10 protein-coding genes and 1 tRNA gene are annotated in these 13,474 nt (G+C 63.4%); 5 read left to right on the top strand and 6 right to left on the bottom strand.

The window, feature by feature from the left end; translation table 11 throughout:
* From HP547_RS15155 to HP547_RS15145, 3 genes are all read right to left on the bottom strand, one after another.
* The coding region (locus HP547_RS15155; RefSeq protein WP_172286713.1) for an aldehyde dehydrogenase family protein at nucleotides 1–767 on the bottom strand (767 nt) is incomplete at its 3' end.
* A gap of 338 nt (nucleotides 768–1,105) precedes the next feature.
* Nucleotides 1,106–2,782 (bottom strand): aryl-sulfate sulfotransferase, encoded by a 1,677-nt coding sequence (locus HP547_RS15150; RefSeq protein WP_172286712.1) that lies wholly within the window; start codon nucleotides 2,780–2,782, stop codon nucleotides 1,106–1,108.
* Nucleotides 2,783–2,799: 17 nt separating this feature from the next.
* Nucleotides 2,800–5,136: a TonB-dependent receptor gene (locus tag HP547_RS15145; RefSeq protein ID WP_172286711.1), complete on the bottom strand. Its 2,337-nt coding sequence runs from the start codon at nucleotides 5,134–5,136 to the stop codon at nucleotides 2,800–2,802.
* A 192-nt stretch (nucleotides 5,137–5,328) separates the two neighbouring features.
* On the opposite strand from HP547_RS15145, the gene HP547_RS15140 reads away from it, so the two are divergent.
* Nucleotides 5,329–6,243: a LysR family transcriptional regulator gene (locus HP547_RS15140; RefSeq protein ID WP_172286710.1), complete on the top strand. Its 915-nt coding sequence runs from the start codon at nucleotides 5,329–5,331 to the stop codon at nucleotides 6,241–6,243.
* A 289-nt stretch (nucleotides 6,244–6,532) separates the two neighbouring features.
* On the opposite strand, the gene HP547_RS15135 is transcribed toward HP547_RS15140, so the two are convergent.
* Together HP547_RS15135 and HP547_RS15130 are read right to left on the bottom strand one after the other, a co-directional pair.
* Nucleotides 6,533–7,438 carry a TauD/TfdA family dioxygenase gene (locus tag HP547_RS15135; RefSeq protein WP_172225944.1) on the bottom strand — a complete coding sequence of 302 codons (906 nt, stop codon included), beginning with the start codon at nucleotides 7,436–7,438 and terminating at the stop codon, nucleotides 6,533–6,535.
* 37 nt (nucleotides 7,439–7,475) lie between these two features.
* Complete coding sequence (locus tag HP547_RS15130) at nucleotides 7,476–8,513, bottom strand: ABC transporter substrate-binding protein (RefSeq protein ID WP_172286709.1); 1,038 nt, start codon at nucleotides 8,511–8,513, stop codon at nucleotides 7,476–7,478.
* A gap of 297 nt (nucleotides 8,514–8,810) precedes the next feature.
* Here HP547_RS15130 and HP547_RS15125 point away from each other — a divergent pair, with 297 nt between their 5' ends.
* The 3 genes from HP547_RS15125 to HP547_RS15115 all read left to right on the top strand — a co-directional run bounded on the left by HP547_RS15125 (nucleotide 8,811) and on the right by HP547_RS15115 (nucleotide 11,425).
* The gene (locus tag HP547_RS15125; protein WP_256676348.1) at nucleotides 8,811–10,412 is read left to right on the top strand and encodes an ABC transporter permease; all 1,602 of its coding nucleotides are present in this window, start codon (nucleotides 8,811–8,813) and stop codon (nucleotides 10,410–10,412) included.
* Nucleotides 10,409–11,272 carry an ABC transporter ATP-binding protein gene (locus HP547_RS15120; protein WP_172286708.1) on the top strand — a complete coding sequence of 288 codons (864 nt, stop codon included), beginning with the start codon at nucleotides 10,409–10,411 and terminating at the stop codon, nucleotides 11,270–11,272. Before HP547_RS15125 ends, HP547_RS15120 begins: the two co-directional genes overlap by 4 nt.
* 76 nt (nucleotides 11,273–11,348) lie before the next feature.
* Nucleotides 11,349–11,425: transfer RNA gene (locus HP547_RS15115), tRNA-Arg, on the top strand.
* A gap of 40 nt (nucleotides 11,426–11,465) precedes the next feature.
* Here HP547_RS15115 and HP547_RS15110 read toward each other — a convergent pair.
* The gene (locus HP547_RS15110; protein ID WP_172225935.1) at nucleotides 11,466–12,371 is read right to left on the bottom strand and encodes a hypothetical protein; all 906 of its coding nucleotides are present in this window, start codon (nucleotides 12,369–12,371) and stop codon (nucleotides 11,466–11,468) included.
* Between the two features lie 207 nt (nucleotides 12,372–12,578).
* Here HP547_RS15110 and HP547_RS15105 point away from each other — a divergent pair.
* Nucleotides 12,579–13,474, top strand: an 896-nt coding sequence (locus HP547_RS15105) for an SrfA family protein (protein ID WP_256676347.1), incomplete at its 3' end; no start/stop codon positions are given.

The following is a 13,474-nucleotide window of genomic DNA, read 5'->3' as shown; positions in this document are numbered from 1 at the left end:
AGCTCCAGGGAAACCTTCTTGATGTCCTTGGCGCATTCCTGCATCAGCTGGCGACCGATTTCGGTCGAGCCGGTGAAGGACAGCTTGCGCACCAGGGAGTTGCCGGTCAGCTCGCCACCAACTTCGCCGGCGCTGCCGGTAACCACGCTCAGCACGCCAGCCGGGATGCCGGCACGGTGGGCCAGTTCAACCAGGGCCAGGGCGGAGTACGGGGTCTGCGAGGCAGGCTTGAGCACCATGGTGCAGCCAGCGGCCAGGGCCGGGCCGGCTTTACGGGTGATCATGGCGGCCGGGAAGTTCCACGGGGTGATGGCCGCGGTAACGCCGATTGGCTGCTTGATGACGATCAGGCGCTTGTCTGGCTGGTGACCCGGGATGGTGTCGCCGTAGACGCGCTTGGCTTCTTCGGCGAACCACTCGATGAACGAGGCGGCGTAGGCGATTTCGCCCTTGGCTTCAGCCAGCGGCTTGCCTTGCTCGGTGGTCATCAGGCGAGCCAGGTCGTCCTGGTTCTCGATCATCAGTTCGAACCAGCGACGCAGCTTGGTCGAACGCTCCTTGGCGGTCAGGGCACGCCAGGCCGGCAGGGCCTTGTCGGCGGCTTTGATGGCGCGGCGGGTTTCCGCAGTGCCCATCTTCGGCACGGTGCCGATGACTTCGCCGGTGGCCGGGTTGGTCACCTTGATGGTCTGGCCATTGTCCGCATCCAGCCACTCACCATTGATATAGGCTTGCTGGCGGAACAACTGAGCGTCTTTGAGCTGCATGTCGGCTTCCCGAATTGTTGATTGTTGAAAAGCGCCCAAGGCAGGGCATCGAGCGTTTGAAATCTCAAACGAATGCTAAGCGGCTGCTGGGGTGTTGGACAATAGGCTGTTCGAAAAAAAGAACAAATGGTTGAACAGCCGGGCGGAAATTTCACATTTTTGTGTTGTGGCAGCCGGCCCAATCGCCGGCAAGCCAGCTCCCACAGGGACTGCACAGGTGCTGGAATTAGTGGGGTCCCTGTGGGAGCTGGCTTGCCGGCGATTGGGCCGGTACAGGTTAGACGAATGAACTGAAAGAAATGTGAAAGGAGGACCGACGGCCCTCCCGGAGGGATGGCTCAGAACGCCTTGGCCAGATCGATCACCAGTGCACGGTAACCAACAGAGCCTGGCTGCCGGCTGTGCACCTTCAGCTCCACCAGCACCTCCTGGGTCCCGCGCCGCACTTCGTTGAGCACGGTAGTGGTCAGCTTCTCGGGGGTCAGGAAATTCACCGAAGCCGAGTAGATGAACTGGGTGTCGGTCTCGGGCCTGTACGCCACCACCGAGGTCACCGGGCTGTACCACTCGTCGCCGCGCTCCTTGCCGTACTCCCACAGCTGCTCGACCGTGCCCTTGTCCTCATCGATGCGGTACTCGACCGCACGGCTGTAATTACCGGTCAGCTTGGTCGGGGTGAAGTCACGGCCCCAGCCATTGTCAAACACGGTCAACGTGCCCTTGCCCGTCAGCCAGGCGGTGTGCTGGGTCCACGACCAGTCAAAGCCCTCGCTTGCCACCGGCGTAAGGACCTTTTGGCGCAGACGCTCAGGCCAGCCCTGTGGCGAGGCCAGGATCCACTTTACCTGCTTGTCGCGACCAATCTTCACCACGCCCTGGTGACGTGCTGAAACGATGATGCTGTCGTCATCTGCGTCGTAATCGATGGCATTGACATGTGCCCAGTTACGCCCGGTGCCCACCCCCGGGGTGTCGCCAAAGGGCTGGTCGCCCTCGGCAAGTTCGTTGGCCAGCCGTTCGGCCTGCTTCTGCACCCCGTCCGGCAACTGGATCGCCGCCTTGCCCAGGGTCTCCAGCAGATCACCGCGGTAAGGGTCGAGAATCTGGTTCAGGTCCCAGAAGTCCAACACATCCCCCGCCTCGTTGACCTCGATGATGTGGTCGCGAATCGAACGCACACGCTTGCCGTCGGGCCGGCGATAGTCGCTGGTGCCCACCCGTAGCAGATAGGTGCCATTGGCGGTCTCGCGGATTTCATGGGAAAAGTCGGCGAACTTGTCGGGCAGATTGCGCTGCCAGATACGCCGGCCCAGCAGGTCGTACTTGGAATACGTCTGGCCCTGGCCCCAGATCAGCTTGCCGTCGCGGGTCTGCTGGAAGCCCATGGTGCCGCCCAGGCCGTCGCGGCGGTTGGAGTCGTGGATCTGCTCGATATCCAGGTACCAGCGCACATCGCCATTGCTGTCGGCAATCCAGTTGTTACCTACCTGGTCCCATTCCGCCGCGCCGCCCAGGCCGTTCCACTTGAAGGCCCGCCCGCCGGGGATGTCACCCTGCAGGTGGTTGAACAGGTACAGGCGGTTTTCGAAGCCTGGCGCTACCTTGACCGGCTCCACGTGCGGCAATGCGGCGGTCTGCCTGGCCACCACCGGCAAGCGCACGGCCGGTGCGTAGATCTGGTACTGCTCGCGAATGCGCTCGCCGTCGAGCTTGTAGGTCACTTCCACCTGGTTGACATGATCCGGATACAAGCCGAATACCGGGATGCCACCGTAGGTCCACAACGAGCGGTCAGACACCTCGTAGACAATGTCCACGCCGCGCTCGCCACGCCCCAGTACACGCACGTGTGCAGCACTCAGCGCACGCCCACCGTCGCGAATGATGGCCGTCAGCGGCGCCAGCCGGTAAGGGTTGACCACAACATCGCCGAGCAGTGCCTGGTCACGCTGGGGGACCCTGGCGGTCAGGCAGGCGCCTTCAGGCAATGCAGGGGTTTCGGTCTTGGCATTCATGGCATAGTTCCTTGTGCTCAGAAGTCGTAACGGGCAGTGGCACCAACGGTGCGCGGGGTGCCGAGCACGCCGGCATAACCACCGTTGGCCGAGTTCCACAGGCTGGTGAAGTAGGTTTTATCGCCGGCGTTTTTCACCCACAGCGACAGGTCGACCACGCCGTCGCCCTGGTCCAGGCGCACACCGGCGGAGAGGTTGACCAACGCGTAGCTGGGGATCTGGCCGAAATCGGAATCGTCGATGGTGCCGACCGCTTTCGAGCGGAAGGCGTAGCTGGCGGTGACGTAGGGCTCGACGTGGTCGGTCGCCCGCCACTTGTACTGGGTGTTGAGGTTGGCGATGTACTTGGAGGCACCGACCACCTGATGACCGGACAAGTCGCAGGTGGCGGTGGCATTGGCCAGGCTCACCTCGGCCGGGCATGGCGCGTCCTTGTATTCGGTGTAGCGCACGTCGTTCCACGAGCCATTGACGTTGACCGTCAGGCCGCGTACCGGCAGCGCCGTGGCTTCGAACTCCAGGCCTCGCGAGCGAACGCTGCCGGCGTTGGCCAGATACTGCACGCGGTTGATCTGGTCGTAGACGTTGGCCTGGTAGCCATGTACCTCGGCCCAGAACAGGTTGGTGTTGAGCTGCAGGCGGTTGTCGAACAGCGCGCTCTTCAAGCCCACCTCGGCGTTGTTGACCCGCTCGGTGCCGACCAGCAGCGAGTCGGTGCCCAAACGTGGCGCGGCGCCGACAGTAAGGTTGATGCCGCCAGATTTTTCGCCGTGGGTAAGCGTGGCATAGCCCAGCAACTGTTCGTTGAAGCGGTAGCTCATGCCCAGCAGGCCCGAGGGGCTGAAGCTGTACTGGTTGAGGTCACCCGAGTCGTAGGCCCCGACCCTGGCCTGACGTGCCGTGGCAGCGGCGCCGGTCACTGCCGTACCACCGACCGGCGAATCGCGTGTCACCCAGGCGCTTTTTTCTTCATAGGTACCGCGAATGCCAGCGGTGAAATCCAGGCGGTCGGTGATGTGCCAGGTACCCTGGGCGAACAGCGCGTAGCTGTCGGTATCGATGTGGCCATTGCCGATGGTATCGACATTGGCCAGGGCGCCGGCCGGGGTCACATTCCAGATATCCGCCTGCGGCCCGTAATAAGTAAAGGACTTGTTGTCCAGGTCCTGCTTGAAGTAGTACGCACCCAGCACGTAGTCGAAGACGCTACCAGTGGGCGAAGCCAGGCGGATTTCTTGTGAGTACTGTTTGTCGCGTACCGAGACTCCGGCGCTGTAGAACACCGGTACGTTCAGGCCGTCGTCGTTGCGCGGGGTAAAGTCCCACCAGCGGTAGGCAGTGATCGAAGTCAGGGTGAAATCATTTGGCAGGGTCCAGTTGGCCTCCACCGAGGTACCGCCCTGAAACACCGTTACCTGTTGGTCGGCGTCGAAATTGACCTTGCGCTCCTTGCCCGACACCAGCGTCGCGCCCGCCTGGGCGGCCAGGCTCTCGTAGCGGTTCACGCCATTGATGGTGGGGCCAGTGCTGTACAGGCTGAGGATGCCGTTGTTGGAGTCTTCTTCGTTGTATTCACCGATCCAGCGCAGGTTGAAGGTTTCGCTGGGTTTGAACAGCAGCTGGGTACGAAAACCCTGGCGCTTGCCACCGTTCAGGTCGTCACCGTTGTGGATGTTCTTCACATAGCCGTCGTCTTCGCTGCGGTAGGCGCTGATGCGCCCGGCCAACGTGTCGCTGATCGGCCCCGAAAAGCTGCCCTGGGTCTGCAGGTAACCGTCTTCGCCAATCGACTGCTGGATGCTGCCCTCGCGGTGGAAGGTGGGCTTGCGCGTGGTGATGTTCAGCACGCCGGCAGTGGTGTTCTTGCCGAACAATGTGCCCTGTGGACCGCGCAGCACTTCCAGCTGCTCCACGTCCAGCAGGTCGAATACCGCCATGCCGGGGCGGCCGAGGTAGACGTTGTCCAGATAGATGCCGACGCTGCCTTCCAGGCCGTCGCTGGCGGGGTTGTTGCCCAGGCCACGGATCGAGATGCTCGACTGACGGGCATGCACGTAGGCGACGTTGGTACTGGGCACCAGTTGCTGTAGGTCCTGCACACGGTAGATGCGCTGGGTTTCAAGGGTTTCGCTGTCCAGCACACTGATCGGCGTGGGCACGCTTTGCGCGGTTTCTTCACGGCGGCGGGCATTGACTGTGACGGTGCCAAGCTTGGCTTCCTGCTCTACGGCAGGTGCAGCGCTGACCGGCTCTTCGGCGTAGCTCCCCGATGATGCTGCCAGCAGCACGCCAGCGGCCAAGGGTTGCAAGGTGAAACGCGACGCGCGCGCAGGCCAACGGGTAAGTCCGGACATGCAAATGCTCCTTGAGGCATGGGCCCTGGCGAGCATTTCCGTTGGCGGAACCGAATCGCATTCAGTTGGGCTTATATTCTTTTAAGAGATATAAATATGTGTAATTCATATTTTGTGGAATAAGTAAGTCCCTTTATAAGGGGACTCATCCTTGTCAGCAATTGCATTTGACCGAAGGTTTCAATGTAGAAAATGCATATCGATCTGCGTCAGTTGCGTCACTACATTGCCTTGGTCGAACACCGCAGCTTCGTTGCCGCGGCGGCCGCGGTTAACCTGTCCCAATCGGCCTTCAGCCGCAGCATCCAGACCTTGGAGCACAACATCGGCTGCCGCCTGGTGGACCGCGCCAGCAAGGAGCTGGCGCCCACCCGCCAGGGCTTGCTGGTGCTCGAGCATTCGCGGCGCCTGGTGCATGGGGCGCATAACCTGGTCAACGAGATCCACCAGTTCAACGGCGCTACCAACGGGCTGGTGCGTTTCGGTTGCGGGCCGGCGCCAGCCGGTGGCCTGGTACCACGGGCGGTGGCCCGCTTCGTGGCGCAATACCCAGCGGCACGTACCTGTTTTCAGGTCGATAACTGGCAGGCACTGAACCGCAAGCTGGTTGCCGAGGAGATCGAGTTCTTCGTCGCTGACACGCGCCAGTTCGAGTCCGACCCGGACTACCAGGTGCACAAGCTGACGCCGCAGCGCTGGCATTTCTGCTGCCGTGCCGGCCACCCGCTGACCGAGCAGGCCGAAGTGCGCGCACGGGATGTGTTCGACTACCCGCTGGCCACCACCTTGCGCCCACCGAACATCCGCAAGATCCTCAGCGACCTGAGCGGGCGGCAAGACTTTCTGCCGTCGGTGGAGTGCGAGCATGGGTATGCGCTGCTGAATGTGGTGATGCATTCGGACACTATCGGCATTGCCTGCAATGCCAACTTGCGGCCGTATCAGCGGGACCGAGGGCTGGTGGCGCTGGAGCTGGCGGACCTGGTGCCAGAGCAGGAAGAATCCTTCTATACCCGCTATGGGGTAGTAAGCCGGGTGGGATATGGCCTGTCGCCGTTGGCTCATGGGCTGGTCAGGCAACTGATTGCCTGCGATACCGAGGTGTAGCAGGCGGGGGCTTCACCCCCGAATCGCCGGCAAGCCAGCTCCCACACCGACCGCACCGGCTTCAAGCCATGTGCAGTACCTGTGGGCAGGGCTCCCCTTCCAATCGCCGGCAAGCCAGCTCCCACACCGACCGCGCCGGCTTCAAGCCATGTGCAGTACCTGTGGGCAGGGCTCCCCTTCCAATCGCTGGCAAGCCAGCTCCCACAGGGACTGCACATGGCTCGAAGCCGGCGCGGTCGGTGTGGGAGCTGGCTTGCCGGCGATGGGCCGCAGCGCGGCCCCGGCTCCTTCAGCCTTTGCGGATCGTTCGGCTCAACTGCCCATCCACCCCCACCGGCACCTCACCCGCCAATGTCACCCGGCGCACCACCCGCGGCTGGGTGCCGTAATCGTCCACCGCATAATGCTGCGTTGCACGGTTATCCCAGATCGCCACATCCCCCGCCTGCCAGCGCCAGCGCACGGTGTTTTCCAGCCGCGTCACATGCCCCTGCAACACCGCAAACAAGTGCTGCGAATCGGCCAGCGAATAGCCTTTGATGCGCTTCACGAAATGCCCCAGCTGCAGCGCCCGTTCGCCACTGATCGGGTGCACACGTACCACCGGGTGCTCGGTCTCATACACGGTGGAGGTGAACACCTTGCGGTAACGCTCCAGCTTGGTCGGGTCCACGTCAGGCTTGAGGCTGGCGTAGTCGTACTCGTTGCTGTGCACCGCCCACAGCTTGTCGGCCAGCTCGCGCAGCGGCTCGGGCAGCTCCTGATAAGCTGCCGCAGTGTTGGCCCAGACGGTGTCGCCACCAGCGGCCGGCGCTACCACGCTGCGCAGGATGGAGGCCTTGGGGTAGGCATCGACGAAGGTCACGTCGGTGTGCCAGGAGTTGGCCCGCTGGCCTTCGGCGCCATCGAGCTGCAGCAGGTAGCTGGTGCCATCCACCACCGGCACGGTGGGGTGGGCGACGGGCTCGCCGAGCAGCTTGGCGAAGGCTTCCTGGCTGTGGTCATCCAGGTGGGTCTGGCCACGGAAGAAAATCACCTTGTGCGTCACCAGCGCGGCCTGGATGGCATCGAGGGTGGCGGCATCAAGGTCGGCAGACAACTGCACCCCGCGGATCTCGGCGCCGATACGGCCGGCAACCGGGTGAATGTCCAGGGCGAGGGTTTGTGGCACGGTGGCCAGGGCGGCATTACTCATGGTGGTGGTCCTTGCGGTCATTGTCGGGTTGTTCGAGTCAGCGGGCGGCCTGCACGGCCTGTTGGTGTTGCAGGGCGGCGTCGAGGAAACGCGGTTCGATCCAGTCCGCCACCTGGAAGCCACGGCGGATCAGGCGTTCCTTGGCAGCCAGGTCCACACCCTGCTGCAGCTGGCCGACAAATGCGGCGTCCAGGCGTGGATCGAAGTAGTGGGCAAGGTCTTCCCTGGCCAGGTCATCGCTGAGGATGCTGCGCGGCCAGTTGGCATTGCTGGCCACCAGGTGGAGGTAGGCCTCGCGGTTGTGTTCATCGCGCAGCCAGGCGCTGGCCTGCTCCTGGGCGTTGACCAGGCGCTGCACCAGATCGGGGTACTTGCGGATGAAGTCGCCAGTGCCCAGCAGCACGGCCTGGGTACTGCCAGCGCCTTCCAGGTCACGCGAGTTCACCGGCAGCTCCACCAGCCCGCGCTCACGCAGCGACAGCAGGCTGGACAAGCCCCAGGTCGCGTCGACTTGCCTGGCGGCCAGCGCTGCGTTAGCGGCGTTGAAGTCGAGGTTGATCACCTTCAGCTCACGCTCGCTCAGCCCCTGGCTGGCCAGGGCGCTGGCAAACGACAGCTGGTTGGCCGTGCCGCGGAAAACCGCAACGCGCTTGCCCTTCAGGTCATGCAGGGTCTTGATGCCGGAGCCGGGCACCACGCCCAGGTAGCTCTTCACCCCACGCACCCCCGCCGACAGCACCCGGGTGTCCAGGCCATTGGCCTTGCCGACGATTGCGGCCAGGTCGCCGAGGTAGGCGAAGTCGGCCTGGCCGTTGGCCAATGCCTCGTTGACCACCGGCCCGGCACCTTTGAAGAAATGCCAGTCGATGCGGATGCCGTCCTTGGCGAACGCCTTCTCAAGCAGTTGTTGGTCACGCAGCACATCCACCACACCGCCAGCGCTGGGCTTGCTGCCAGCACTGAGGTCGGGCACCGCAATGCGAATGCTCTCTGGCTTGCTCGGCTCCGCCGCTTGGGCGCTGAGGGTGAAGGCCAGGCCAAGGGCGGTTATCAGGTGGCGCAACGGGGTTTTCATGGCAAGGCTCCTGGTCAGGCTGCCACCGGCGATGGCCGGCGCTATGGCCAGAAGCTAGGCAAGTCTGGTTAGAACCTACAAAGATCAAAAGCTCATGCTTTAGTAACTGGAAGGCATAAATCAGGCGCTATGCGGGCCTGGACGAAGCTTGCGGAATACGCATGGAAAATATGAGGAAAACGCAACGGGTGAAGGCTTCCGTATGCAGAGGGGGCGTGCTCTTATCTCTTGAAGATCGCTTGTCGGATTTTTTAATTCCATAAACGAATAAACTCACAACGCTTCGAGAGATGGCCCATGAATGGAGTTCTCAGCAGGAATCGGCGGTGGCTTCGGGGGACGCTGCGCGGCCCTATCACGACGCAAGGCCGCTCCTACAGGGTCGGTGTGCGTTTGCTGCCGTGGGTTTTGCCTATAGGGATTGCGTTGTTGTGGGCGGTGGCCAGCCGTCAGCACTGGATGAGCGAGCAGATCCTGCCGGCACCAGCGCTGGTATGGCAGAGCGCGGTCGAATTTGGCTCCGGGGAGCTGTGGGGGCACCTGTGGATAAGCCTGCAAAGGTTGTTCTGGGGGCTGGCGGTCGGCATCGGCGGCGGGTTGCTGCTGGGCGTCTGGCTTGGCGCTTCGCGACGGGCGCAGACGCTGGTGCTGCCAACCTTCGTGGCACTGGCACAGATTCCTACCTTGGCCTGGATCCCGCTGTTCATGCTGTTCTTCGGCATCGGCGAGCTGCTCAAGCTAGTGGTACTGGTAAAGGCGGTGGTGGTGCCGGTCACCTTGCACACGCTGGTAGGCGTGCGCGATGCCCAGCCCAAGCTGCGTGAGGCGGCGGCTGCCCTGGGCCTGCCGCGCCACCTGGTGCTGCTGCGGCTATTGCTGCCGGCCGCCCTGCCCGCTTTCCTTACCGGCGTGCGCCTGGCCCTGGCCACTGGCTGGACGTCGCTGCTGGCGGTCGAGCTGCTGGCCTCCAGCGAGGGCATCGGCTACCTGATGGTGTGGGGGCGGCAGCTGTTCATGCTTGACCTGGTGCTGCTGTGCATCCTGGTGATCGGGCTGGTCGGGGCGGTGCTCGAGCGCGGTTTTTCTGTCGTTGAGAAGCGCCTGTTGTTCTGGCCACAAGCAGCTACCGGCGAACAACAGCGCGGGCCGCTGCCACGCGGCTGGCAAAGCCTGTTGCTGCCACTGGCGCTGCTGGCGGTGTGGCAGGCCAGCAGCAGTTCAGGTTGGGTCGACTCGAACATCCTGGCCTCGCCGCTTGATGTGTTGCACACCCTGCTGGTCGGCCTGGCCGATGGTTCATTGCCAGAGGCGTTGCTGCTAAGCCTGCAGCGCACCCTGACCGGCCTGGTGCTGGGCGGCGGCGCCGGGCTGCTGGCCGGTTTGCTGCTCGGCCTGTCGCAGCCTGCCGAACGCTTCTTCGGGCCAAGCCTGTCGGCCTTGCGCCAGGTGGCACTGTTCGCCTGGGTGCCGCTGCTCACCGCCTGGTTGGGCCTGGGCGAGGGCGCCAAGCATGTGTTCGTCGGCCTGGCGGCGTTCTTCCCCTTGCTGATTGCCACCCAGCGCGGTATCGCCAGCCTTTCGCCTCAACTGGGCGAAGCCGCCAGCACCTTGCGCCTGAACTTGTGGCAACGCCTGCGCCTGCTGGTGCTGCCCGGCGCGGCCCCGGCGATATTCGCCGGCCTGCGCCTGTCGCTGATCTACGCCTGGCTGGGCACCATCGGCGCCGAATACTTCATGCCCTCGGACGGTGGCATCGCCAGCCTGATGATCGGCGCCCAGCAACTGTTCCGCATGGACCAGGTAATGGCCGCCATGCTGCTGATCGGCCTGGTCGGCGCCCTGCTCGGCACCCTTGGACAACGCCTCGAATCGCGCGCCACGCGCTGGAGAACCGCATGAACGCCTTCAATACTTCGCATCTGCACGCGGCCAATCAGCCCGACACCACTCCGCCGCTGGTCAGCTTCGAGGGGGTTGGCAAAGTGTTCAGCGTCGACGGCCAACCGCTCGAGGCGATCCGCAACTTCAACCTGTCGATCAACCAAGGCGAATTCATCGCCATCGTCGGCGCTTCCGGTTGTGGCAAGTCCACCTTGCTGCGCCTGCTGGTGGGGCTGGATACCGACTACAGCGGCAGCATCCGCGTCGACGGCCGTGCGGTAAGTGGCATTGGTGGCGAACGCGGCATCGTCTTCCAGGAGCATCGCCTGTTCCCCTGGCTGAGCGTCGAGCAGAACATTGCCCTGGGCCTGGCCAACCAGTCCCTCACTCAGGGCGAGCGCGCCCGGCGGGTGCACGAGTTCGTGCAACTGGTGGGGCTGGCGGGCTTCGAGTCGGCCTACCCGCACCAGTTGTCCGGCGGCATGGCCCAGCGCGTGGCGATCGCCCGCGGCCTTGTGGCCAGCCCGCGCATCCTGCTGCTCGACGAGCCGTTTGGCGCGCTGGATGCGCTGACCCGCCAGCAACTGCAGGATGAACTGCTGGCCATTCGCGACCGGGCTGGCATCACCACGCTGCTGGTCACCCACGACGCCGAAGAAGCCACCTACCTGGCCGACCGGGTGGTGGTGCTGGAGCCACGCCCTGGGCGGATCAAGGCGGTGGTGGAAGTCGACCTGCCGCGCCCACGCCTGCGCACCGGCGTTGCCCTGCACGGCCTGCGCGAAAAAGTGCTGCACCAGATTACCGGCGACGGCGGCTACCTTCCGCAGCCGGCGCGTCGGGTGGAAGGCCTGCGGCCGGAGCTGATCGCCCTTTGACTTGCAACGGGTAAAAACAGCTACGGATCAAGGCGATGGACGCCACCGATACAGATGGGTATCATGCGTGCGCGTTGCACTCGTAGCTCAGCTGGATAGAGTACTGCCCTCCGAAGGCAGGGGTCGTGGGTTCGAATCCCGCCGAGTGCGCCATATCAAAAAAGCCCTGGGAGATCTCCCGGGGCTTTTTCGTTTATTCCGGCTGTACGTCTATCACTTGGCCGCCGCGCCGGTCGCCGTGCAGGGCCATGTACCTGGCCAACTGATCCATACGCTTGCCCAGCGCCTGCAGCAGCCGGTCGCGGGTGCCGTTGACTTCGTTGGCGTTGAAGATACCGGGCTCTTTCAGGTAAAGCTGGAATTGCTGGTTGATCCCCTTGGGCGACAAGGTCACGTAGTTCTGCCCGGCATTGTGGTTGTACAGCGCTACCATCTGGCCCATGTCCTGGTTGGCGTTGCGCAGAAACGCCATGCTCACGTGCTGCCCTGGGCGAATGCGGACATCGTTGTTGTTCAGCTGGAAGCACGCCTCGGTGCCGTTTTCCAGGCGCACCCAGAACTCATGCTCCTGAACGTTGCGGGCGCTGACCTGCAGGGTGGATGAACTGCCAGCGATGGTCCCGGTACCCTTCCAGAGGGTGCCGCCGCCTGCCTGGTGCGAGTGATAGGCATCCATGTGCGTCTGGTTGCGCTTCTCGCTTTCGAGCACTTCGCCATTGCGCACGAAGAACATCAGCTGCCGCTCGAAGTGGTTGAATGGCTCTTCGATGAAGTTGACGTCTTCCGGCGTGAGGGTGACGTCGTACATGGTGCGGATCATTTCTGCGCGCGCGGCTTTGTCTTGCCTGGCCTGCTCCTGCAGCTTGGCACGGCGCTGGCGCGCATCGTCGATGGCCTTCAAGGCCTGGGCCTTGAGCACCGGGGTTTTCTCTTGTGCGTAGCCCGCGGCCTTGTCACTGGCTTCCTTGATGATGGGCGCGGCTTTCTGCCCTGCCTCCACCGCCAGGTCGCGGGCCTTCTCCAACGCCTGGGCGGCCTTGGCGGCCAGCTCCGGGTTGGCATCATAGGCCTTCTTCTTCAGGTCATCCCAAAGGCTCATGCTCTTCGTGCTCCATTCGTCGATGATGAGGTGCCGATGCCGGTGATCGGATCGCGGAGTGTAACCGGATAATTCTTGCTTTGACGCCAAAAAGCAGCCATATGAATTGACGAAAAAAGCACTTTGCCATTAGTGTTGCTCGGTTTTTCGGTATTGATTAAGGGATACCGAATGGATTCGGCTAATAGACTAGGTAGGTCTACAAGGATGCGCGGAGTATTACTACGCAGCGGCAGAAGTGAGCACTTCACCGCATTGGGCGAGACCGGCCAGCCCATCTATCGCGCGGCTTTGCAGATTCGCGAAGCGATTCGCCGCAAGTATCCGGACCATCCGGAGCTGATCGAGCACCTGGCCATTCCCCAGAGCGACGAGCTGGGCAACACCATCGACTGGTACAGCGACCGCCCGGGCGATGTGATCCCCTGGAGCAGTGCCACCGAGGAAGAGCGCGCGCCAGCACGGGTGCAGCTTGAAATGCTGCAGAGCAAGATCAACGCACTCAGCAACACCTTGCTCGGCCTGGACGCCAATGGCCAACCCTCGGCAACGGCCAGAAAGGCTGCCGAGGGCGACAATGCCGTGTTCGGCAAGCTGCTCACCTGTGTGGTGCCGTTCCCTGACGAGAATTTTGTCTACCTGGTCGACGGCCGGCCGGTACTGACCTTCTGGGGCTTTATCCATGCCGGCGCCGAGCGCAGCCGGCAGCCCCTGCATTGCCTGTATCCACGCACAGCCCCCATCCCCGAGCCTGTCGCCGCGCCGCTGGCGCCGCCCGTTGCACCGGTCGCACCGGCAGCAGCGGCACTACCAGCCGCTGCCGTCGCTCGCCTGCCGTGGTGGCGCAACTGGCGCTGGCTGCTGCCGTTCCTGCTGTTGTTGGCGCTACTGCTCCTGCTGCTGTTCGGGCTGCGCGGTTGCATCCCCGGGGTCAATCTACCGGGCATTGGCATACCGGACCTTGGCCGCGATACCGCTGTCGGCAACAGCGACCTCTCCAGGGCGCCAAGCGGTTCGTCGAACCTTGTCGACGTGCCGAACGGCCAGGCCGGTGTGCCTGTGGCAGGTGAGCTGACGCCTGAAGGTGGCGCTACCGCCCTGCG

The organism is Pseudomonas sp. CM27 (genome assembly GCF_013179515.1).
Classification (GTDB): domain Bacteria; phylum Pseudomonadota; class Gammaproteobacteria; order Pseudomonadales; family Pseudomonadaceae; genus Aquipseudomonas.
Note: the sequence above shows the minus strand (reverse complement) of the source record. Positions and strands in the feature narration are given on the sequence as shown.

Bases quoted from the DNA above. Each gene is read 5' to 3' on its own strand.
- HP547_RS15150 (WP_172286712.1), bottom strand. From the start codon at position 2,782: ATGAATGCCAAGACCGAAACCCCTGCATTGCCTGAAGGCGCCTGCCTG.
- HP547_RS15130 (WP_172286709.1), bottom strand. From the start codon at position 8,513: ATGAAAACCCCGTTGCGCCACCTGATAACCGCCCTTGGCCTGGCCTTC.
- HP547_RS15135 (WP_172225944.1), bottom strand. From the start codon at position 7,438: ATGAGTAATGCCGCCCTGGCCACCGTGCCACAAACCCTCGCCCTGGAC.
- HP547_RS15140 (WP_172286710.1), top strand. From the start codon at position 5,329: ATGCATATCGATCTGCGTCAGTTGCGTCACTACATTGCCTTGGTCGAA.
- HP547_RS15110 (WP_172225935.1), bottom strand. From the start codon at position 12,371: ATGAGCCTTTGGGATGACCTGAAGAAGAAGGCCTATGATGCCAACCCG.
- HP547_RS15125 (WP_256676348.1), top strand. From the start codon at position 8,811: ATGAATGGAGTTCTCAGCAGGAATCGGCGGTGGCTTCGGGGGACGCTG.
- HP547_RS15145 (WP_172286711.1), bottom strand. From the start codon at position 5,136: ATGTCCGGACTTACCCGTTGGCCTGCGCGCGCGTCGCGTTTCACCTTG.
- HP547_RS15120 (WP_172286708.1), top strand. From the start codon at position 10,409: ATGAACGCCTTCAATACTTCGCATCTGCACGCGGCCAATCAGCCCGAC.